17 protein-coding genes are annotated in these 21,475 nt (G+C 56.3%); 9 read left to right on the forward strand and 8 right to left on the reverse strand.

Annotation, left to right across the window (positions count from 1 at the left end):
- Positions 1-79 precede the first annotated feature (79 nt).
- On the reverse strand, positions 80-814 hold the full coding sequence (locus RBB47_RS29605; protein ID WP_305989536.1) for a cytidylyltransferase domain-containing protein: 735 nt from the start codon (positions 812-814) through the stop codon (positions 80-82).
- 235 nt (positions 815-1,049) lie between these two features.
- Complete coding sequence (locus RBB47_RS29610) at positions 1,050-1,733, reverse strand: hypothetical protein (protein ID WP_305989537.1); 684 nt, start codon at positions 1,731-1,733, stop codon at positions 1,050-1,052.
- A 408-nt stretch (positions 1,734-2,141) separates the two neighbouring features.
- On the opposite strand from RBB47_RS29610, the gene RBB47_RS29615 reads away from it, so the two are divergent.
- Together RBB47_RS29615 and RBB47_RS29620 are read left to right on the forward strand one after the other, a co-directional pair.
- Entirely contained in the window at positions 2,142-3,197 is a 1,056-nt protein-coding gene (locus RBB47_RS29615) for a hypothetical protein (RefSeq protein WP_305989538.1), read from the forward strand.
- Position 3,198: 1 nt separating this feature from the next.
- Positions 3,199-4,728 carry a hypothetical protein gene (locus tag RBB47_RS29620; RefSeq protein WP_305989539.1) on the forward strand — a complete coding sequence of 510 codons (1,530 nt, stop codon included), beginning with the start codon at positions 3,199-3,201 and terminating at the stop codon, positions 4,726-4,728.
- 74 nt (positions 4,729-4,802) lie between these two features.
- On the opposite strand, the gene RBB47_RS29625 is transcribed toward RBB47_RS29620, so the two are convergent.
- Positions 4,803-6,209, reverse strand: coding sequence for a S8 family serine peptidase (locus RBB47_RS29625; RefSeq protein WP_305989540.1), 1,407 nt, complete (start codon positions 6,207-6,209; stop codon positions 4,803-4,805).
- Positions 6,210-6,333: 124 nt separating this feature from the next.
- Here RBB47_RS29625 and RBB47_RS29630 point away from each other — a divergent pair, with 124 nt between their 5' ends.
- A complete protein-coding gene (locus RBB47_RS29630; protein WP_305989541.1) occupies positions 6,334-6,822 on the forward strand; it encodes an RNA polymerase sigma factor in 489 nt (162 codons plus the stop codon).
- Positions 6,823-6,856: 34 nt separating this feature from the next.
- Complete coding sequence (locus RBB47_RS29635; RefSeq protein WP_305989542.1) at positions 6,857-7,627, forward strand: anti-sigma factor; 771 nt, start codon at positions 6,857-6,859, stop codon at positions 7,625-7,627.
- A gap of 37 nt (positions 7,628-7,664) precedes the next feature.
- On the opposite strand, the gene RBB47_RS29640 is transcribed toward RBB47_RS29635, so the two are convergent.
- Entirely contained in the window at positions 7,665-8,531 is an 867-nt protein-coding gene (locus tag RBB47_RS29640; protein WP_305989543.1) for a hypothetical protein, read from the reverse strand.
- Positions 8,532-8,628: 97 nt separating this feature from the next.
- On the opposite strand from RBB47_RS29640, the gene RBB47_RS29645 reads away from it, so the two are divergent.
- The 4 genes from RBB47_RS29645 (at position 8,629) to RBB47_RS29660 (ending at position 13,022) form a co-directional block, all read left to right on the forward strand.
- Positions 8,629-9,546 carry a LysR family transcriptional regulator gene (locus tag RBB47_RS29645; RefSeq protein ID WP_305989544.1) on the forward strand — a complete coding sequence of 306 codons (918 nt, stop codon included), beginning with the start codon at positions 8,629-8,631 and terminating at the stop codon, positions 9,544-9,546.
- A gap of 480 nt (positions 9,547-10,026) precedes the next feature.
- The gene (locus tag RBB47_RS29650; RefSeq protein WP_305989545.1) at positions 10,027-11,340 is read left to right on the forward strand and encodes a hypothetical protein; all 1,314 of its coding nucleotides are present in this window, start codon (positions 10,027-10,029) and stop codon (positions 11,338-11,340) included.
- Positions 11,341-11,636: 296 nt separating this feature from the next.
- Complete coding sequence (locus tag RBB47_RS29655; RefSeq protein WP_305989546.1) at positions 11,637-12,620, forward strand: peptidoglycan-binding protein; 984 nt, start codon at positions 11,637-11,639, stop codon at positions 12,618-12,620.
- Positions 12,621-12,674: 54 nt separating this feature from the next.
- Positions 12,675-13,022 carry a hypothetical protein gene (locus RBB47_RS29660; RefSeq protein WP_305989547.1) on the forward strand — a complete coding sequence of 116 codons (348 nt, stop codon included), beginning with the start codon at positions 12,675-12,677 and terminating at the stop codon, positions 13,020-13,022.
- Between the two features lie 47 nt (positions 13,023-13,069).
- On the opposite strand, the gene RBB47_RS29665 is transcribed toward RBB47_RS29660, so the two are convergent.
- Together RBB47_RS29665 and RBB47_RS29670 are read right to left on the reverse strand one after the other, a co-directional pair.
- Positions 13,070-13,384, reverse strand: coding sequence for a hypothetical protein (locus RBB47_RS29665; protein ID WP_305989548.1), 315 nt, complete (start codon positions 13,382-13,384; stop codon positions 13,070-13,072).
- Positions 13,385-13,418: 34 nt separating this feature from the next.
- Positions 13,419-15,239, reverse strand: a complete 1,821-nt coding sequence (locus RBB47_RS29670) for a tetratricopeptide repeat protein (RefSeq protein WP_305989549.1) — start codon at positions 15,237-15,239, stop codon at positions 13,419-13,421.
- A 711-nt stretch (positions 15,240-15,950) separates the two neighbouring features.
- Here RBB47_RS29670 and galE point away from each other — a divergent pair.
- Positions 15,951-16,982, forward strand: coding sequence for a UDP-glucose 4-epimerase GalE (gene galE / locus RBB47_RS29675; RefSeq protein ID WP_305989550.1), 1,032 nt, complete (start codon positions 15,951-15,953; stop codon positions 16,980-16,982).
- Between the two features lie 23 nt (positions 16,983-17,005).
- On the opposite strand, the gene RBB47_RS29680 is transcribed toward galE, so the two are convergent.
- Both RBB47_RS29680 and RBB47_RS29685 read right to left on the reverse strand, forming a co-directional pair.
- Positions 17,006-19,807, reverse strand: a complete 2,802-nt coding sequence (locus RBB47_RS29680; protein ID WP_305989551.1) for a glycosyltransferase — start codon at positions 19,805-19,807, stop codon at positions 17,006-17,008.
- A 5-nt stretch (positions 19,808-19,812) separates the two neighbouring features.
- Positions 19,813-21,342: a DUF6212 domain-containing protein gene (locus RBB47_RS29685; RefSeq protein WP_305989552.1), complete on the reverse strand. Its 1,530-nt coding sequence runs from the start codon at positions 21,340-21,342 to the stop codon at positions 19,813-19,815.
- Positions 21,343-21,475: the final 133 nt, after the last annotated feature.

A 21,475-nucleotide genomic window follows, 5' to 3' on the forward strand; every position in this document is an offset into this window, starting at 1 on the left:
GAACCCCGGGCTGAAAAGGGCGTTGCGGCGCTGTTGTTAACCACGAGACCAGCTTCAGTGCAACCGGAATGGGACGAACTCAGTGGTCGGGGTTCAGAATTTGGGGAGCATTCGTAGGGTCATTGGCTTTCAGCCAGGCTATTGCCTGTTCACAGAGAAAAAAGTCGAATTCGTTGTGAATGTCCAAACCCGTTTCGGTCCTATCGTTGATGATCGGAAGCACCTTGTCACCGATACGGCGTCCACCGCGCCAAAGATGGGCCCTGCTTGCGCAGGTCAGACCGGTGTCCTCCCTGTAGATCTTCTTGCGGACCTGTCGTGAGGAATAGGAAGCCATCCAGTCCTGAAGGCGGCGGAAGCCGACTTCATCGTCGTTCATCCAGTAGTTCTTGTGTGTCGCATGTGCCGAAAATGCGCTTTCAAGGTCCGGATTGTCCTTGAGCGCGTCGACGGCCTGCTTGATCCAGGCAGGATTTCTGAAGATGTCCGTTGCCGTCAGAAAGACGCAAATGTCAAACGTGTCGTTGACGAGCGCTTCGTAGCTTACCAGCGCGTGTTGCAGCGTTTCTTCGGTCGTCGAAAGGTCTTGCGCCAATTCTGCCGGCCGGATGAAGGGGACTTTGGCACCGTAACATTTTGCAAGTTCGGCAATTTCCTCAGAGTCGGTCGTCACGAGTACTTCGTCACAGACGCCGCTCAGCCGGGCGGCGGATATCGGGTATGCGATCAAAGGATGTCCATCAAGTGACTTAATGTTCTTTCCGGGCAGTCCCTTGGACCCGCCCCTTGCAGGAATAATCGCTATCGTCTTCATTGCTTCGATCTCTGTCGGTTTAGGTCGCGCTGATACCGTGTCGGGTTCCGAGGGCTCCTGAATGGTTACGCGTCATGCTCGTATTCTTAAACAGGTGGTGCAGCATATACTTGGGCAGGATCGCCATGGCTACCGCACTCTTGCCGGCCCGCCGCAGGTTTTCCGGTTCGTCTTCTCTTTTTTGATTGGTCGGGAAGAAAACGATCCAGGTCACCCGCCCGGAGAATTCAAAACATCATCTTCCGAAAATTCTGTCTTTTGTTTCGCGATCAGAATGAAGGATCTTGTTTTCGATGTAGTGTTTCACATTTTTCTCGGCAAACCGGAAATAATATGCCGCCTTTTCTGAAAGCGGACGTCGAGCTGGTGCGCCCGAAGCATCGAATTTTTGAATTCTACCTTCCCGCACCAGGTCATCGACCCAGCTCTTTTCTGCATTCAGGTCATGAGTGTGCATGCCCTGGTGCGTAAAACCGAAAAGGCGAAGTTGTGCCTGTGGCTCTGCTTCCAGCAATTCCGCGATAATGCAGGCGCCGGTGGTCGGCTCGAAATCGGTTGTCTCGGCATATTTCTGCAGTTGCTTTCGCGCTCTTTCGATCGGACCGAAACCGAGATATCTGGGCTTGCATTCCTTTTCGAACAGCCAGTCGACGCGGCCATTTTCCTCGCGATCGTTGACCCAGACTTCCCGGGCGCGGTGAAGCGCCACGGGATTGATGCGTTTGCACATGTAAACGCGGGCACGATTGATTGCCAAAACATCGACCCGTCGGCCCGCAGCACCACACGACCGCGCCCTGTTGAACCTCAGGACGAGATCTGCTTCATCGATGTGCCCGGCATTTTCTTGTGATACGGGACCGTTCCCGACGACGGAGATCGAACCGATGTCTTTGTCGTTCAAAATACTGCTGATCATATTTTTCCGGTGAAATACAGACGTACGCACTCACACAAGTTCGCGTTTTCAATGCGGCGGACGTTAGCTTTCCTCCAACTTCAGCACAAGCATGTGAGCTACTATTCCAGTCCTTTGAAACGTCTTTGGTTTCCCCAATCTCGCTGACGACTTCATTGAGCCTACTTAGTTCCGGCTGGCTTTCGGGTAGGTTTGCGCTGAGACAGCATCGCTTCCCACCTCGCCTTTCGTCTTGAGTAGCGAAACATCACCCGAATTCCAAGCGCGTTTCCTTCTCACGGTTGATGTAGGCAGGCCAGCGGCAGGGATCCCTGGCACGCAAAAATCGGGGCGAACGGAATATTTTGTCGTTCGGATCGTTTCCCTCATGACCGCGCTGGTGCGGTGCAAAGAACTGAGAGAAACATCATGGAACCGATTGCCCCTACCCGTCTGATTTCCGCCAAGCGCTCTTACGCAATGCGCCGCGTAAACCTTTCTGAATGCACGCATCTTAACGTCACCGCCCAAAACCCACAGTCCGGTGACCTGGTTCTGGCGCGTGTGCAGTCCATCGGGTCACACAAGCGTATCGAGCTTCCGAACGGCCGCAAGGCGGTCCTCCATGAGGGGGATGAGATACTGCTGGCATTCGGCAACAGATACGCACCCGACCAGTATGAAGCCTATGTGCCCGAAACGCTCGACCCCTGCCATATGGTGGCGGCCGGTGGGATCGCCGCAAAAGCCGTGACCTGGCACGACAGGTTGTCAGGTCCGACGGCCATTGAACCGATAGGCATCCTCTCACGGTCGAACGGTGAAGCGATCAACCTGAAGCAGTTTGCGCTACCAACCATCGCCTGCGCGATGCCGTCTGCAGTCTTCGGGGTATTCGGAACCTCCATGAATGCCGGCAAGACAGCAACAGCCGCAGCGCTGGTCCGCGGTTTTGCAAGGAGTGGCTACAAGGTCGGTGCGCTCAAGGTCACCGGCACGGCTGCCGGCGGTGATCCCTGGCTCATGCACGATTCAGGAGCCACACAAGTCCTCGATTTCACCGATGGCGGTTTGGCGACCACCTTCGGAACACCGCTGGACACGATTGTCGCCACAACGCGCAACCTGCTGCGCACCCTGCATCGCTCGGGCTGCGATCTCGCCGTCGTCGAAATCGCCGACGGTCTCTTTCAGGATGAGACGCGACAGGTTGCCGCCAGTCCCCTGATGCACTCCCTGTTCGACGGCGTCCTTTTTGCCGCCGGCGACGCGCTTGGCGCAGTCGCAGGCGTTCACAGCCTTGAAAGACTTGGCTATCCGGTTCTCGGCATTTCAGGGGCTGTCATGCAGTCACCGCTCGCCGTCCGCGAAGCCATTGTGAATGTGGACGTGCCCGCGTTTTCGCTCGCGGACCTGCAGAACCCGAACACAATCCCGGGGATGATGGAACACGCCGTTTCCGGGCACCTTGCGGCGGCACAGTGACATGTCGTTCCCGAAACGGGCGCCGGGCCTTCCACCTGTGTGGAACGCCCGGCGAAGCATCGTTTGCGCCGGGTTGATTGCGGTTGGCAGCGGCCAGACGCTCGGTGCCATTGCCCTGTCAACCAGCTCTGCCGCGCTCTTGAACGGTGAACCGGTCGCCTTTGGAATCCCGGTATTGGCAGCGCTTTTGATAACCACCTGCGTGTCGCTTTGCCTCTTTGTGATCCAGAGCCGCACCGCTGAACGGTTTGCGCTGTCTTATGTCCACGACGTGAGAATGGCGTATGCGCGGCATGTCCTGTTGCTGCCCTTTGACGGCAGGTCTCCGGGCATCGGCCTGTCACTGACCCGAATGGTGAACGACCTCGGCGCGATCAAGCTGTGGCTTTCCAGAGGCTTGCTTGCGCTTGTGACGCTGGTACCGACCTTGGCGACGATCGCTGCCTGGATTGTGTTGGCCGAACCTACCTTCATCCTGCCACTGGCTGTGGGCCTGGCGGTTTGGGCCTTGGGCATCTTGTCAGCTATGCCATCGCTCCGCCAGAGCATCAGGCTTGCGCGCAAAAAACGGGGTGGAATTGCTCTTCTTGTTGGCCGGGTGTTGCCCGATCGCCTGCCTCTGTTGATGCACGGCAAGCTCACGCCGGTGCTGCAAAGGCTGAGCAAGAAGAGTGTTGACGCCTGCCGTCATCTCACCGCCCGCGCCACATGGTCAGGCGTGATGCGCGCGGTCAGCCGGGCAACGTTTCCGTGTGCCGTGGCCGTGTTTGCCCTGTCAGGTGGCGCCGACGGTGGCGCAATCGCGCTTTTTCTCCTCGTCTTTGCCTTCCTGTCGGCACAGCTGGAAGCCGGAGCGGCAGGCCTTGAATATTTCGAGGCCAACCGGGTTGCGCGTGCGAAACTATCTGGCGTTTTCAGTCTGAAGCCCCTTGCCCCGTTTGGTGACCGGACCGAAGCTGCCCCCAACTGGCGAGAATCGATTGAAATCACCTCCCTGGAACTTCCATCGGGCAAAGTGTTCTCAGCCCAAATTCCTGCTGGCGTGACGACCAGGCTTCAGCTTGCAGAAGCACAAGACCTCAATCACCTGGCGCTGAGCCTGTGCGGACTGACTTTGGACGCATCTCAGGAAAGAATATGTCTGGATGGAATCGCGTTCGCCGATCTGGACCAAAAAACCCTCTGGCGCGGCATAGCTCTGGTCTCGCCGCTCAACGGGTTTCCGACGTATCAGACAAAGCGCGCTGCGGTCTCGCTGGGAGCTCGCACCGGAGCGACTGAAGCAGAGCTGGCCAGTCTTGAGCGCTTGTTCGGTGTTGAGACCGGTCCTGTGCCTGACACTGCACGCAACTTGCCGGAAGCAGACAGGGTGAGGTTGCGTTTGGCCCGTGCCTTTCTCAGAAAGCCGCATGTACTCGTTCTCCACGATGATGCACTCCTGGCAGACGAGGACCTAGTGGCAAACCTCACAAGATTGGCAGAAGAAAAGGGAACGACCCTTGTGCTTTTGAGCCGTCGGTCTCCAAGTTGAAAAAAGGTGCGGCTTTCTTGAAGCAAGCCGCACCTTGAAGAACTGCAGAAGACCGAGCACCTCTGCGTGTCGTTTCAGCAAAGACCACCGACCTGCAATAACCCTGCCCCATACGTCGTATCGTGTCCGGGATCCCCCAGGTCCATTGCCGTTGATTTGAGTAATTCGTAGATCTCTTTTGGTGATTTCTCCGGAAACCGGGCCATCGCGAGCGCGACCGCAGATGTTGCAAACGGGACTGCAAACGATGTTCCGGTTTTCCACTTCGCGCCTTTTACCGATGCAGCGGACCAGACTTTGACGCCCGGCGCCGCCAGATCGATATACTCGCCCCTGTTTGCGCGACGGAATATGCGCTTGTTTCTGTCGACTGCAGTCACCGACAGAACGAAATCGTATGCCGCAGGATAGACAGGTTCGGAAGTTGGCCCGCCGTTCCCGGCCGCAGCGACAAAAGCGATGCCCTGGCGCTCAAAGAGATCCAATAGCGCTGCTTCAACGACCCGGTTCTGGGGCCCTGCGAGACTGAGATTGATAACAGCAACGTCTTCATCCGAAAGACTGTAGAGCGCTTCGACAAGCGTGAACGCATCTGCGCGTTCGTCCTGCCCGGCACGGTGGAAGGCATCGATCGCGACCAGCCGCGCCCGAGGCAACAGCCCTGGCACTCTCGTTCCGGGCTGCCCCACAAGAAGGGATGCGACTGCGGTGCCGTGACTGGCTTTCGACGCACGAAGCTCTGTGTCCGCCAGTCTAACGACAGTCAATTCAGCGCCCTTGAAGACGGGATGATCTTCGTTGATGCCGGTATCAATCATGCCGATGCTGCCGCTACTTGCACAGACTTGCGATTCTGCGCTTTGAACCCCCGGCCAGTTCACGAGTTGATAGGCCGCGCACCCTTCGCCGCGGCAGGTTACGTCGTCCCGCTCCGGCCTGAAATAATGATTGAAATCCGTGTCTTCGCCCGATGGCAGCGCTCGCACTGCGTCGCGGGCGTCCTGCAACGGCAGTCCGTTCGGAACGGCCAGGCGATAATAGCGCTGTCCGCCGGCAACGGACCGCTCCTCCAGGATGCTGTATCCCTGGCTCAAGAGGCTTTGAAGATCTTCGGAGTTGATATTCAGGACGACGATTTCACCGGCCACGAAGAGAACCGGCGGCGTTGCGCGGCCGCGTGGGGCAGGCTGTGGTTGCTGCCTGCCGCCGAACAAGCGTCGCAAGGGGCTCAGGATGGAACCACCTTCCGAAGCACCGATGCCCGAACGGCCGGCGCCCGGCGCCGTGCGCCTCTCACCCGCTGTGCCAGGCCCGTTGCCCCCGCCGTACCCGCCGGCATCGCTGTCGTCGTCATCATCATCATCGTCATCGTCCTCCTCATCGGCAAATGCCTTTGAGATCAGAGGACTGTCGAACGATCCGCCACCCGCGACAGGAAAGAGGAAAGCAAGGGCGAGGATCAGGATGATCAACCGGGTCATTTTTTGTCCTTTCAGGTCCAGGCCTTTTTTCTGGAATAAACCGTTGTGTCATTCGTATTCCAATCGATTACGAATAAGCGGCCTGAAAATTCCATCGGTTGCTTGATTTCCAGAAGGTCGCTGCATGCCGGATTGTTTTCATATTGCCCTTACCGAAAAACTGCCGAACCTGAGGCGGTTCGCGATGTCGCTTTGCCGTTCACCAGATCTTGCCGATGACCTTGTTCAAATAACGGTCGAAAAGGCTTTGCTTGCCCGCAGCAGTTACGACCCCGCCTCACGCATCGAAGCCTGGCTGTTCCGCATCCTCAAAAACGCCTGGATCGACATGACCCGCAAGCAAAAGGTCAGAGGACAGGAACTCGACATAGACGAAAAGCCGGAACTCGGTGGCCAGGAACATAATGCGGGCGAAACCCGGCTGATGGTTGCCCATGTTCTGAGCGCCGTTGAAACGCTGCCACTCGAACAGCGGGAGGTCCTGATCCTCGTTTGCTTTGAAGAGCTCAGCTATGCCGAGGCGGCGGACATTCTGGATGTACCCAAGGGCACGATAATGAGCAGGCTCTCCAGGGCCCGGACCGCGATTGCGGCAAAAGTTGGAATTAAATGACACTCACAAACGTATTCCGCCCAGGACAAGACAAATGACGGATCAAACTCAAATGACGGATGAACTCATTATGGCCTATGCGGATGGCGAGTTGCCGGAAGCGGAGGCCAAAAAGGTGGAACGTGCCGCCGAAACTAGCGAAGAGGTTCGCGACAAAATTCGCATGTTCAAACAAACCGCGCGCGAGCTTAAGGGCGCTGCAGCGGATCTGCCGCCCGTGCCCGATCAATTGGCCGACAGGATTTCCACCCTCCTCGCCGAAGACACCGGTGCAAGGGACCTTCCCGCAGATGGAAATGTCGTCCCGTTCGCACGAAAAGCGGTGTTCCGCCAGTGGCCAACAGCCCTTGCGGCCTCGATAACGCTTGCCATCGGACTTGCTGTCGGCATGTCGGCCGGACCATTCGGAACGCCCGATACGACATCGCCCTTCGGTATTGCGGCACTGGCAGATCCCGGGATCGATCGGGCGCTCTCTGAAGTGGCCTCGGGAGGCAGCACGTCGCTCGACTCCGGTGCAACGCTGAACGTCATTGCCTCCTTTGTCGATGCGGACAGTACCCTTTGCCGGGAGTTCGACTACGAAGCAGTCAACGGTCCATCGATTGTTTCCGTTGCCTGCCGGGTCGGGCAGACATGGGAGCCCAGGATCGCAATCGCTGCCAGCAGCGAACAGTCAGCCGTTTATGCGCCGGCCTCTTCGCTGGAAGCGCTTGAAGCCTGGTTGTCCTCGTCCGGCATGGGCAGTCCGCTCGAACTGCCCGAAGAAAAGCAACGCCTCGACCGGATTGGGTCCGGAACGTAAGCGCAGCGGTGAAGCACCGCCGCGCAGGATCCCCACCTTAGTCAGCCAGGCCGTCGTTCCGCGCGCGCGCTTCGGCATCGATATGCGCCTGCGTCACCCGGTTGTGCACTTTCATCGTACGCTGGACCCGTCCGATGAAGCCAGGCTCCTTGGCATAGCCGAAAATGGCGGTATGGCGCTCCCCTTTTCCTTTGACGACGCGGTGGAGCGCAAACCGGCCCTTGAAGATCTGGAGATCACCCAATTCCAGGGACAGCTGCCGGACACGATCGCTCTTGCCGTCCAGCACTTTCTCCACGTCCTCGTAGCATTCGTCGCCGGGGCGCCGCAGATCCGGCACATATTCGAACGCGCCGCCTTCCTGCGGTTTGCGGGTCAAGAGGCTGACAATGAACTCGTTGGTGTCGTAGTGCCAGGCAAGTTGCTGGCCCTCCTTCATCACGTTTACCACCACCCCTGCAAGCGGATCGTCGAACGTGAAGAGCGCGTCCTCTTCGAGGCAGTCGGCGATGAAGCACTGGAAAGCGGGGTTGCGGTAAAGAGACAGGCACAGACCGTTTTCCGGAAAACGATCCATGGCAACAAAACCATTGGTGTTTTCAGAGTAACGGCGGCGCGGGTGGCTTTCCGGCAAGGAAGGATCGTCGGGCGTGAAGTAGGGATTGATGGATGAGGTTGAAAAATGCGCTTGAGGCGCGACGCCGCCGACTTCTGCGTCGAATGCCTCGCGGTAGTCCTGGCGAATGAAGCCGTCGACCCGCGAACACCCCTCCTCGTTAAGAGCCGCCCGAACCTGCGCAAGCTTCCTGGCGTAGGCGTCACTCTCCGGTTCATGGATCGGCCAGCGATCCAGATCAACACATGCAAGCGTTCCGAGAACGGCAGTGGCGTGATCGTGCTTCATTCCAAAACCTCCCGTCAAAAATAAGAATTCAAAATGGATGACATTCAGAAACCGCCGCGTAAAATGGAATTTCTATCGAAAACTATAAGAGTAGCTTATGCATTTGCTGGATCTTGCCCACTGGGCCCTCGCCGCAACCCTGAAGGAGCGCGGAACACTGTCAGCGGCGGCCTCGGCACTCGGCATCACCCAGTCGGCAGCCACTCAGCGCCTGCAGGAGGCGGAACGGCGCCTCGGCGTCTCGCTTGCGCGCAAGGACGGGCGCACACTCATTCTCACCGATGCCGGCGAGATTGTTGCAACAGCCGCCCTTGCAACGCTGCCCGATCTGCAGCAGGCCGAGAACGACGCCATATGGCAGGGCAAACGCAATGCCAATCAGCTCAAGCTGGCCATCAACCACTTCGATCCACCGGCTCTCGCGCTCCGTCTGATCGGCATTTGCCACAACGCGCTTGAAGGGACCACCGCCGAGATCACGCGTGTTGCCGCAGACAAGCTTATTACCGCAATGAGCGAAGGCACGGCCGATCTTGCGTTTTATCCCGGGCCATCTTCGCATCCAGGTCTTGGTTGCCGACCCGTTGCAACGGACAGGCTCGTGGCAGTCTTTCCCAAAACCACGACCGTCGTTGCAGACACGAAAGTGCAGCCTGACGCATTTGCCGGAACACCGTTCCTGACCTATGACCTTCGCCCGGCACCGGGGTGGGAATATGACCGCTTCTTCAACCGGGGGCAGTCGTTTCCCGGCAAGGCGGTCAAGATCGAATCCACCGAACTCATCTGCCGGATGGTTGCCGAAGGCGCCGGCAGCTCAATTATTCCGAACCTGTGCGTTCGTCTCTCCGACTATTCGGACAGGCTTGCGATCGCGGAACTGGATAGCGAACCGATCCTGTTTGATTGGCACCTGCTTCATGGACCAGGCGTCCCCGACGACCTGATCGGAAACATTGCCGACGCGTTTCAGGAATGGCTCATGCCCACCATGACGTTCTCGTCTAAAAGCTAGGGAAGAAGGCACCTGAAACCCTTTTCAGGACCATGCCATTTCTTGCTGCAAAGAGCCGCTTCAACCGGCATCACATTGCAAAGACACTGCCGCTTCGCACCTAAAGCCGCGCAACACCAGGATCCATTGTATCCAGGCGGCGATAAACGCGAAATTGCGCCCAACTTAAAGTTCAAACTTAAAATCACTTAATGCAACTTAATTTTACTTAAGTAGATAAAAATATAAGACAAAATATAATTACAAAATATACGTAACACTCGTTACAAAATAAATGACAATAAAAATTATATGTTTATGATTCACCAATGAATACAATAATTAAACATCAAAAATTGTATGCAGGTTGCAATTTTAACTTGACACTCCATTAGTAAAATTTTTATTAAAAATTAAATTCCAGAAGCGTTCCGCACAAGGTGAGCGCGAAGTGTGTAATTCCTGAATTTAGAATTAATTCAAGATGTTAGGGAGCAGACAATGACAAACTCAGTGCTGGATCCGGATACGGGTACGTCGGCCGGAGGAAATCCTCCGCGCACAGATATCGACGTCGATAATACCGAAATAGAACAGGCCGTTCTTCGGCTCGATACTCCCTTTGATGGCAACTTTCCGGGGGATGTCCGAGTTGGCTTTGGGACCGCCAGCAATGTTTCCGCCGAATTCTCTGATCTGATTGGCGGGAACAACGTCGAAGCGCGTAACAAGGGTTCGTTTAACGATGTTGAGAAACTGTTCATCGAAGCCTTTGAAGGCGACGGAATAGATGGCGTAGAAATCAGGATCCGGGACAATCGGACCGTAGAATTCGTGCTCCAATCCACAACTGACGGAGCCAAACCGGACTCGTTCATCGTCACCGGTGAGTTTGTCGAATCCTACTTCGAGTCGCTTTACGGACCGAACTACATTATCGACCACAACTCCAACACCATCATCGACGGCGAGAAATACACCGCCAGCATTACCGATGATGTTGCCGACACGACAACACTCGTCTTCAACGACGAATACGGCTCCAGGATTACCGACAGCGTCAAATTCGGCTTTGGCGGCAAGTTCGGCGAACTTGGCAAGGCGCTCAAAGGCAGCAACCTCGATTTTCGCGCGGGCAAATCCAACGGCGACGATCTTGAACGTCTGCTGAAAGAGGCCATCGAACCTGATGGCATGAGCCTTGGCGGAACCAACAAGATAGTCGCGACCGTGGTTGACGCACAGACCGTCAAGCTGACCACGTATGTGGATGGCGCAATGCCTGACGAAATCATCCTGACCGGCGACTACATAGACGGTTTTCTGAAGGCCAACTTCAACAATTTCGCCGTTGGAAATGATGGCTTTGCAGACAACGATCTCACGCGCGAAGATTTTGATGTCGACAATGGTGTCCAGGAAAACGTCACCATTATCGTCAACAACGAGTTCGGCACCAGCCATCCAAACACAGTGGAGTCGAACTTCGGAATTCACCTGAGAGACGCACTCAAGGGAACTGAGCTGGACCTGCGCACCGGGCGGTCTGACGGTGACGATCTGGATAACTTCCTTGCTGATGCCTTCGACTTCAACAAGGACGATGGTGAAATCGGAATCAACGGTATCAACGCCGAAGTGCTGAACGACTTCACCGTTCAGTTCACCTTCAATTTCGAGTCGGACGACGCCAACAACGATATCCTGACAATTTCAGGCGAGTGGGTCGAAGGCTGGCTCGATGAAAACGGGTTGGACAGCTTCGACTTCGTCAACGGCGGTCTCGATATCGGCAGCAGCGAAACAATAGCTTAAACGCCGCCTGAATCGGCCTGTGCCGACTGACCCCAGGCTTAGGCCAAGGCGCACGCTAGAAACCAGACCTGCAGCCCGAATGTCGCTGGAGTCGTTCGGGCTGTAAGTGCGATTCAAAAGCTGAAATGGAAGCTGTGTTCTAGAGTTAGCGAAACTGGATGAGCAGACACTTTCTTGCCCCTCCTTCCAGCGCTCTCAATTCGATCGCTCGCTGATCCTTGCTCGGGTTTGTTGGCACGTTTTACAACCAAGGGAATTCTGTCAAAATACAAGGGTAATGCAAAGGGAGGCTGAAGATGCTCCGGTATTTCCTCGTATTCCTTCTGGTAGCGATCCCGGCATTGGCGCAAACGGGCGAACAGGTTCGCACCGTGCAACAGGAACTGGCGAACAAAGGTTATGATGTCGGCACGGTCGACGGGCAGTTCGGCCCAAAAACCGCAGCCGCCATTGCGCTATACCAATCCGACTGGCAACTCCCGCAAACCGGTGAAATCAGCGATGAGCTGATCTCTCGTTTGTGGCTTGAGCATCCAGACACTGTCGCCAATCCGCAAAAAGCGGAAAATCAGGATTGTCTGATATTTCTCCCTGAACGCGAGGCGCAGCAAAAGATAATCTTCGAGGGTGATTGCACGACCGGAAAGCGAGAAGGTCAGGGCAAAACAACAATCAGCTATGTCAAGTTCGGCGAGACATTTGAATACAGTTACGAAGGCAACTACCTTAACGACCGCTTGCATGGGCAAGGCAAGTTCGTGGCTTCCGACTTTGTTTTTGAAGGCAATTTCCAGAACGACGTCTTTGAGGGAAAGGGTGCCTTGATTTGGAATGACGGCACCCGCTACGACGGCGACTTTCAAGAAGGAATGATGCACGGAAGAGGCGCCTACTCAATGGCGAACGGCACCCGTTATGAAGGCGAATTCCACACCGGCAAGTGGAACGGACAGGGTATTCTGACATTAGCCAATGGCGGCAGATTTGTAGGCGAATTTCGAGAGGGAAGTTTGCAAGGAACCGGCGAGTTTTTCAGTGCCACGGGAAATCACTACAAAGGCGAATTCAAGGACAACCTTCTGGATGGCCGGGGCAAGTTAACCTATCCCACTGGGGCGTTCTACGAAGGTGAGTTCCAAGCAAACAAACCGCATGGTTCTGGCAGTTACACCTCAGCTGACGGGGAGGTTTTTTCAGGCAGCTGGAAAAGCGGTTGCTGGAGCAATGGGACAAGATATGTGGTCTTGTTCACAACCGCCAAGGCCTGCGGATACGAGTGACATCCATCGCAAATCAAAGCCATAATTTGCTCCTAACAGGCGGGGTCATGGCCAATGGAATTCGATAACCCTCAGTCTTGGGCGTGGTCTCCCGATCGTACTCCCGACCCAGATGCGGCCTGGGAAATTGCCTGTCTGAAAAACCTTGCAATCGCAATCCAGCAACACGCCGACCAAATCGACGTTTTTCTCGATGTCGAAGACAGTGACTGCATACACATCAACATCTTCAAATCGCACAGGAAAACAGGCGAAGCCTACGTGAACCGGAGTGCCGAAGCCAACGACCATCCGATGTTCAGTGTCTACTATGGATCCGAAGAGCAGGAATTGCACAGCGCCTCACTCGATGAGTGCGCCAGACACCTGATCGCCTCGAACGGATTTCCGGTCAGTCGTTGACGGAGCTTTGTCGCGACGCTTGTCCGGCAACTCAAAAGGCGGTCTGTCTATTTGCCGTCAGTGCTTTTTGTCTTTTCGGACAGATACGCCTCCCTCGCCGCTTCCCAGTCGAGATGGAACCGGTGGTCCCAATCATAAAGATCACCTTCTACGGCCTTGTCCATCGCGGCAGTCGTGGTCCAGGGGGCGATCCAGGCCTGCGGCGGCGCGGCGTGGAGCTCTGGATACGCAGCCTCAAGCGCCCTCACCATCGCACTGATTTTCGACTGACGGACTTCCGGCTGAGCAATTTGAAAGTCATCGCCATAGAGTTCAATGCATGCCACTTCAGCACGTTCCGCCATCGTTTTGGTCTGGTTCATTCAACCCCCAGGAACGGCTGCATCATGGAATGAGCTACTCAGCTTTTGCGGTTGCCTGCTTGCGATGGTCATAAGCTACGAATTGTCCAACGCAACCGAATTCGAAACTGTTGATCAAGGCGCGTATGTCGCCCCTGCATTCGGCAAAACTGCACTCGAAGGAAACCAATCCAAAATCATCGACCCTGACAACAGCTCCAGGCGGCTCGGAATTGAAGATCACTTCGTGGCCGCGAATTTTCTCGATCCCAATTCCACGTTCGGCGGAGGCTTTCCTGACCTCTTCATTTTCAAAGATAGCCGCGACGAGGCTTGCCATTTCGGTATTTACGGTATCAATCACAACCTTCAGAGACTTGTCACTTGACCGATAGGTTCGCGTGGCTTGCACGCGAATGGGTGTGGGCAGTTTCTGCGTCTCGAACTTTCCAGTTCCAAGACCGCTCAATGCCCCCAGAAATCTTGAGAACTCTTCCATCTCGGGTGTTGTCAGTTCGATCTCGGTGATTTGAACGTCGTCGGGTGCCCAGCCACCGCCGGCTGGGGGGAACAACCGTGCCACTGTCACGCGGTCCCATGTTGGGTCAGACAGATCGATCGGGCATGACGCATGCGCTATCTCATCGTCGCCCGGGTCTTTCCCGCTTGACGCTTTGGCGACACTCGCAGACGACGTCTCGGTCTGCGCCCGGTGCGCCAGGTCTCGATGGTGGCGCGCACCCTCATGGTCGGGATTGATCTGAAGCATACGGTCAAAATCGGATATTGCTTCGGACGTCATGCCTTTGCGCGTATGGGCGAGACCGCGATAATAATGGACTTCCGGGTGGTCGGGCTGGATCTCAACGACCCTGTTGTAATCGGTCAGCGCTGCATCCAGGTTGCCTTCGTCGGCGTGCGCGATGCCGCGGTGGTAGAGCAATCCGGGGTGATCCGGAACCATTGCCAGCGTCGCATTCAGGTCGTCGATAGCGCGGCGCTGGTCGCCGATGGACATGTAGGCAAGGGCGCGACCGTAAAGGGCATCCGCATAATCGGGCTTGGCTGCAATTGCGGCGTCAAAATCCGCGATCGCCTTGTCAGGTTTGCCGGATTGCATGTGAATCCGCGCACGGCGATTGAGCGTATCGAAACGGCCGGGGTCAATTGAAATAACGGCGTCAAAGTCGGCCAGCGCCTTGTCGATGTCCCCCGCCTGCGCAAAAACCTGTCCACGCGCATCAAGAACGTCGGTGCTGTCGGGATAAGAGGCAAGCACGCCTCCGAAATCGGCCAGCGCTGCATCGAGATTGGCAAGCGCGGCATTGGCGATACCGCGTTGATAGAGAAGCTCAGGATTGTTTGGAAAGCTTGCGATCACAATGTCCAAGTCGCTGACGGCACGGGCAAAGTCGCGCTTTTCGATAAAGGCCCGGGCGCGGCCGGCATAGGCATCGGGAGAGCCGGCAATGGCAATTGCCGAGCTGAAATCTGCGATCGCCAGGTCGATTTCTCCAACTCCGGAGAAGGCCCTGCCTCTATGGGTCAGGGCGTCGGCGTGTTTGGGATTGCGTTCGATGGCGGAGCCAAGGTCTCTGATCGCCGCTGCTGCATCACCGACCGCCGCATGCGAAACGCCCCTCAAATAATAGGGATCAGCCCTTTTCGGGAAGAGCTTGATGGATTGACCATAGTCTTCAATTGCCTTGGTGTGATTGCCGATGCGCGCATGGCCAATGCCTCTGTAAACATAGACCGTGGCCTGGTCGGCTCCGCTCAGCTTTCGTTTTTTGAGCAGATTGGTGCAGCCCTGGATCCGTGTTTGCGGGTCGGTCGATTGGCAGTCAGTTGCGTCGTCGGCCGCAGGCGAGGTCACCCACAGTCCCGTCAACAACACAGCGCCCAGCAATGTGCGGTAAAACTTGCTCGATTTCAGTATGACCTATACCTCCATCGTCCGTTACTTCCAAAGTATCACTCTGGCAAATTGTTGTCCATTTCGGGCGGAAGCCCGCAAACGTGCCCTGCCCCGGTACGACTGCACTGACCTGCTTTCGATGAAGTCTCATCGCTGTCCACCTTAGTGGCCCCCCGACATGAGCGCGACTTGTAAACTCGAACAGGGAATAACCTCAAGAACAGTAGACTGCCCAGATAATTTACTGTGAAATCGCAGCTAATCTCAAAATAACGACGCGAAAAATAATGTATTAATTTCAGCGCTCTATACTGGCACGCGCCACACTTTAGACAAACCACTCGCCTTAGGGTACGGACACATAAATGAAGGCGGTTTGGTTTGGATCGTTTTGGCCGTATGCAAGGAGCGAAAGCGCAGGAAATGTGGTTCATTTTCAAGCCTTTCGCGACGCGGCAGATGGCCAAAACGGCCAAATCCGAAGGACGGCAAAATGGCTTCACCTCACAGCGTCACCGTGCTTGACCGGGCACAAAGCCCGCTCTTCACACGCTTCCTCGCGAGATTTCGCCATTTGTGCCGCCAAATCGACTTCATTTATGGGTTCGTACCCTAAAGATCGTGTATCTTGAGGTTGATGTTCTGATTCATTGGCACGACGGGGGGCAAATGACGGTACTCATCACCGGCGGCGCCGGATATATCGGTTCGCATTGCTGTGTCGAATTCCTGCAGGCCGGCCACGACATCGTGGTTCTGGACAACTTGTCAAACGCCAGCAATGCCAGTCTTGAGCGGGTCGCCGAAATTACCGGGCAGAAGATCCTTTACGAGAATGCCGACATCAGGGACCGGGCGGCTCTGGAAGCAACACTCACGAAATACAAGTGCAGCGCGGTCGTGCATTTTGCCGGACTGAAGGCAGTCGGTGAATCAACCAAAATCCCCCTCGCTTATTACGAAAACAATGTCGTCGGCACGCATACGCTTCTGTCCGCCATGGCCAATTGCGGCGTCCGGCAGATGATCTTTTCCTCCTCCGCCACCGTTTATGGAGAACCGCAATTCCTGCCGCTGACGGAAGAGCACCCGACCAGCGCGGTAAATCCTTATGGGCGCACCAAACTCATCATCGAGGATATGCTGCGCGATGTCGCTGCAAGCGATCCGGCATGGCGCTTTGGCATATTGCGCTATTTCAACCCGGTCGGTGCACATGAGAGCGGCCAGATCGGCGAGAACCCGCTCGGTATTCCCAACAACCTGATGCCGTTCATCACCCAGGTCGCCGACGGTCGGCGCGAGGAACTTGCCGTTTTCGGCAACGATTATGAAACGCGCGACGGGACCGGAGTGCGTGACTACATTCACGTCATCGATCTCGTCGAGGGGCACCTGCGCGCTCACGAGGTGCTGGCATCCGGCTCTGCCCCGTCCAATTGTTTTGCCGTCAACCTCGGCACCGGCAACGGCTACAGCGTTTTGGAGATGGTGCGCGCATTTGAACGCGCATCAAACAAGGAAATCCGGTATTCCTTCGCGCCGCGCCGTGAAGGTGACGTTGCCGAGTGCTTTGCAAATACGAACCTCGCGGAACAGCTGCTGGACTGGAAAGCAGAGCGCGATCTCGAAACCATGTGCCGTGACACATGGAACTGGGTTTGCAAGAACCCCCGCGGGTATGAAGCCCTCACATCGTAAGACGGCTCTTCTGGGTGTAACGCTCAGCGTGCCGACGAACGGCGGCCGGGCTTGTCCCAGTCGATTTCACCATCAGCATCCGATGCAAGATCGGTGTCGCTGCCTGTATCGCCCGCTCGAGGTCTGGCAATTTTCGCGCGGCGAACACTCTGAAAACGTTCGGGGAACCAGGTATGCAGTTGCCGCAGAAAGGGTTGCAGGCTCTTGTCCCAGCTGCGCTCGGCCGACCGCACCACAGCCTTTTCAGAAAGCTTTTTCAAAAGTTCGGGCGCCTTGCTCAGACGTTGCAGGACATTCGTCAGGTCATGCGTTGCAATACCGTCATCGCTCGCCCTGAGAAGAATACCATCGGCCTTGTGGTCGATGAGCTCCGACACTGCACCGACATTCGTCGCGATCGGGACGCACCCGAGACGCTGCGCTTCGATGATCGTTAGCGGAGCGCCTTCCCACCTTGAAGGGAGGACGATGACATCGGCCTTTGAAAGCAGACTGCTGAGGCGTCGGCTCTTGTAAATTGGTGGTTCGACCTGGATACCGATTTCAGCGAACCGCTCCCTCCACGAGCCGCCTGCTCCCGTATCCATTACGTCAGACCCAATGATACGCCAGTCGATCCCGACACCGCGCTGCTTCAGCATTCGGGCCGCTGCATAGATGCGCTCAATCCCCTTTTGCCGGTCCAACCTTCCAAGGAACAATGCCTTCAGATTGCCGTCCCGCACAGCCGGCCGGCTGGCCGTAAGTTGCTGAACCTCTTCCGGCGCCAATGGATACCCGGCTGCATTCGGGATATGCAGCAACTTCGCGCTCGGAACGCCCATCCCATGCAGCCACTCCGCCATATCGCGCGAACAGGTCAGCACGCTGTCATAGATATGCTCATACGCCAGCGCCAGGTAAGGATGTCCGGCAGCGCGTCCCATCTCGGACGTGTCGAGCACATGCACGTAACTGACGATCTTGGCGCCGCGCTGCCTGAGTTTGCCGAAAACGGCATTCACCGGGGCAAGCTGGTTGTTGACGATCACGTCGAGGCCGGACAGAAAACCGAGCAGTTCCTCGCTCCGCGCGTCCTCGTCGTGGCCCATGAGAATATCCTGCCCGGAAAAGGTATTTGGCCCGCCCCACAACGGATAGTCGTCGGCCAGGAAATTGATGCTGTCGAAAACGCCGTCGTTTTCCGGGATGTGTTTGTAAATCGGTTTGCCGAACACATAGAGATGCACCTCACAGCCCGCGCTTTTCAAAACGCGGGCAACCGCGTAGGCGACCCGTTCAACGCCCCCAAACTTGGCGATCGGCAGCAGAAGCCCCACGCGAATAGGACCGTTTTCACTGGTCAGCCGGGGCATGATTGGAGCAGCTTCCAGCGAATGCCGCAGAAGCTCGTAATACTTGCTCCGATCCGGGAAATAGGCCTTTCGCCAAATCCAGCGTCTGTCCGACGCGGTCCGGTAACCTGAACTCTTCAAGGCAGACAGCGTGAAAAGCAGGGCATCCGTCGAAGATCCCCCGGCCGCCTCTTCGTCACCGGTGTCAAACGGCCCGCGCACAACGATCTCCGCAATTTTCGGCAAGGGCTTTTGCTTGCCGAGCGTACGCACCCATTCGTCTGACGCATCATCTACACATTGCTGAAGAAGGTCGTGAGAACTCATCCAGGCCGAAGGCTGTTTGGACAGATCACCGCCGTCTCCGATCGTCGATACGTTGACGGCAAACTTGTCCCTGTCATTCTCAAGACGGATCGCCACAAAGTGATGCGTCTGCGCCAGGCGTTCGCCGAGCCAGAAAATGTTGTGAAGTAGACCAGATGCTCCAAGTGCCTTGAGGAAAGCTGCGGGCATCCAGATCCAGAACGGTGGAATACCAAAGGTTTCCGGCTCTGTACGCGCCGCCCAATACATCCGCTCGAACGCGTCAAACGCACGCTCTTTGTGCGGCGCGAGGGGATCGGTAAAGAGATCGACTTTCTGGGATTGCTCATGGAAGGCAACGTAGCGCGGGGCTTCCTCGTGCTCCCAACCCAAAAGCGTATCGGCAGAAAACAGTTTTTCGTGCTTGGCTCTGATGTAACCAAGAATGCTCTCTCTGGTCCGGTTGGAGGCACGCAGCATGCTCTCTGCACGCTGGCGGTACTCAAAGCCGAAAAACGGATGGTTTGTTCCCTGAAATCCTTTCGAGATTGCCTGCAGCCAGAAGTCCCAATCCTCAAAACCCGACTTCATGGATTCGTCGAACCGGACACCGGCATCAAACACGGACCGGGAAACAAGACTGCCAGCCTCGCAAATGTTGTCGAAAGTCACGTGAAGCAGCCGCGAATATTGCGTCAGATAGTTGCCGCTCCACTCGATGCCGAACTTGTCGATGCTTGGATAGATCCAACCGATGCCCTTGTGCGCCCGCATATGCTCCAGTAGGACCCGCATCGCCGGCGGTGTGATGCGGTTATCAGCATCCAGAAAATAGATGGCCTCCAAATCGCTGAAAGTGCGCAGCGCGAATTCGATGCCGTGGTTGCGTGCCGAGCTCAGTCCGCCATTCGGCTTTCTGAGATAATAGACATTGTCGTTGGCGAGCGCGTAGGCCTGCCCGATCTGGGTGGTTTCAGGATAAGGACAACCGTCATCGACAATGACCACGGCAATCTTGAAAGGGGCTTCCTGCGTCAATGCGGAATCGACAGCCTCAGTCAGCAAAACCGGGTGCTTGTACGCCGGAATGAGGATCGCAACCGCCGCAGATGGCTTGTCAGCACCACCGAACCGGGCGAAGCGCACGTTTGGCTGGTTCGCTCCTGTTCTGGTCTGGCGCAACATGACCGTCATCCGTTTGCAATGGCACGGAAATTGGCAAACTTGGCCCAGGCGAATGCATTGCGCCCCGAGACGCTCATTCTCGTCGCAAAATAAACATTCTGCCAGGTGATGACCTGGTCGCTTGCAAAGGCACTGATGTGAGCGCTGTCCCCATAGGAGACGGTTTTCCACCCCGAGAATGCCTCGCCCGCCTCCTGCTGTCGTTCTCCTTCGAACATGGCCTTGGCAGCCTTCAGATCGGCAGCGACTGCGATCGCGAAGTCGATATCTGCCGAACGGCTGTTGTCGATGAACGCTTTGGCGGACATGCGAACGGTCTGCGGCGGACAGGCACCCGGCAATCCGCCGATCGTTATCCCTTTGCGCGGCGGATGACATCCGACGGCGCGCTCGGTCGGGAGTGGCATGATCGCCTCGAATTCGAAGGAGACCTCGTCGGAATTCGCCAGTGTTGCATGTTCTAGAATGCCCGGCGCAACGGGCACATCGCGAAAGCCCTCTCCCGCCGAGGCCTGCTGGGACCGCGCCGGAATGTAATTCGCCGAGGGCGGCATCGCTACACCCGGAATTCCACCCCACACCTGTAATGCAAGACTGTGCTTGAGAAGCGGCATTCCGTTTGACGCATCCCGCACCTGGAACATTTCGATCGGTTGAGGGTCCCCGAGCGAAAGCCTCGGGACATCCTCACTGGTCTCTTCAACCTGCAATCGGAATTCCAAAGTCCTGTTGAGCCCGGCAATCGACTTTGACAGCCCAAAGACATTCCAGCCGGCCATCAAGTCGCCGCTCGCAATCTGCCAGGTGTCGACAACACGCAGGTCTTCAAGCGCGATCAGCTTTGCGCGCATTACGAGATCCTGGCGCGCAGCCTGGCTGTCCAGGTGAAGCGCTACGCCGCTGACGCCCGAACTTGCAACGGGAAGAACCTGGCTGATGCCATCATCGGAAGCGTTTGCAAATATGTCTGCGTCCGGCTGGCTTTCGGCGGGTTCGTTGCTGAAGACCAGGTCCAGCGGCTGCAACCCGTGCCGGCTTAAAAACGTTTCAATCGCAGCAAACCGGTTCTGTAGATCGTCGTTCAGGCTCCTCAATGTCCTGAGTTCCCGATTTGAAAGCACAAGACGTTTTGCCGCCGCCTTAACGTGTTCGCCGGCCAATGCGACAACCGATGCAATCGCGTTGATCTCCTGTCCCTTTTTCCAGGTGACGATCGCAGGAAGCTGAACGACACCTTGCCGCTGCAACCATTTGAACAGAGTATTCGCGTCACCGGCAGCGCCTGGGTCTGCCAAGACGGCAAGAGGCATCAGCGGCGCTTCCATGACCTGAAATTCTGCGCCGTTTACGTCGGAAAAATTCAGCTTGCCATCGCGAACGCCATCGAACCAGACCGTATGCACCGCCTCCGGCAAGGCGCTCGGAACGTCATTGCGGGCGATTCCGATGACAATCAAGGTCAGGTCCTTGAGGAGCCGCGCCGATATTGCCGGATTGTCGACGATCAACGCCTCTTGTGCGGCCACAATTGTCATCAAGAGCCCCCAAAATATTTTCACTGCACCGGTCTTTGTTCCAGGGAACCCCGCTGCAGGACCACCAAATCCACGATCGAAAATTCTTTTTTGTTTGTGTCCACATTACGGCGTTATAAAGTAAATTTTCAAA

The sequence above is a fragment of the Roseibium sp. MMSF_3544 genome (assembly GCF_030732845.1).
In the GTDB taxonomy this organism is placed as follows: domain Bacteria; phylum Pseudomonadota; class Alphaproteobacteria; order Rhizobiales; family Stappiaceae; genus Roseibium.

What these genes read in the sequence shown, in the direction of transcription:
- RBB47_RS29630 (WP_305989541.1), top strand. Translation starts at nt 6,334, where the DNA reads ATGCCGGATTGTTTTCATATTGCCCTTACCGAAAAACTGCCGAACCTG.
- RBB47_RS29625 (WP_305989540.1), bottom strand. Translation starts at nt 6,209, where the DNA reads ATGACCCGGTTGATCATCCTGATCCTCGCCCTTGCTTTCCTCTTTCCT.
- RBB47_RS29620 (WP_305989539.1), top strand. Translation starts at nt 3,199, where the DNA reads ATGTCGTTCCCGAAACGGGCGCCGGGCCTTCCACCTGTGTGGAACGCC.
- RBB47_RS29640 (WP_305989543.1), bottom strand. Translation starts at nt 8,531, where the DNA reads ATGAAGCACGATCACGCCACTGCCGTTCTCGGAACGCTTGCATGTGTT.
- RBB47_RS29685 (WP_305989552.1), bottom strand. Translation starts at nt 21,342, where the DNA reads ATGACAATTGTGGCCGCACAAGAGGCGTTGATCGTCGACAATCCGGCA.
- RBB47_RS29660 (WP_305989547.1), top strand. Translation starts at nt 12,675, where the DNA reads ATGGAATTCGATAACCCTCAGTCTTGGGCGTGGTCTCCCGATCGTACT.
- RBB47_RS29610 (WP_305989537.1), bottom strand. Translation starts at nt 1,733, where the DNA reads ATGATCAGCAGTATTTTGAACGACAAAGACATCGGTTCGATCTCCGTC.
- RBB47_RS29650 (WP_305989545.1), top strand. Translation starts at nt 10,027, where the DNA reads ATGACAAACTCAGTGCTGGATCCGGATACGGGTACGTCGGCCGGAGGA.
- RBB47_RS29665 (WP_305989548.1), bottom strand. Translation starts at nt 13,384, where the DNA reads ATGAACCAGACCAAAACGATGGCGGAACGTGCTGAAGTGGCATGCATT.
- galE (WP_305989550.1), top strand. Translation starts at nt 15,951, where the DNA reads ATGACGGTACTCATCACCGGCGGCGCCGGATATATCGGTTCGCATTGC.
- RBB47_RS29615 (WP_305989538.1), top strand. Translation starts at nt 2,142, where the DNA reads ATGGAACCGATTGCCCCTACCCGTCTGATTTCCGCCAAGCGCTCTTAC.
- RBB47_RS29605 (WP_305989536.1), bottom strand. Translation starts at nt 814, where the DNA reads ATGAAGACGATAGCGATTATTCCTGCAAGGGGCGGGTCCAAGGGACTG.
- RBB47_RS29655 (WP_305989546.1), top strand. Translation starts at nt 11,637, where the DNA reads ATGCTCCGGTATTTCCTCGTATTCCTTCTGGTAGCGATCCCGGCATTG.
- RBB47_RS29635 (WP_305989542.1), top strand. Translation starts at nt 6,857, where the DNA reads ATGACGGATCAAACTCAAATGACGGATGAACTCATTATGGCCTATGCG.
- RBB47_RS29645 (WP_305989544.1), top strand. Translation starts at nt 8,629, where the DNA reads ATGCATTTGCTGGATCTTGCCCACTGGGCCCTCGCCGCAACCCTGAAG.
- RBB47_RS29680 (WP_305989551.1), bottom strand. Translation starts at nt 19,807, where the DNA reads ATGTTGCGCCAGACCAGAACAGGAGCGAACCAGCCAAACGTGCGCTTC.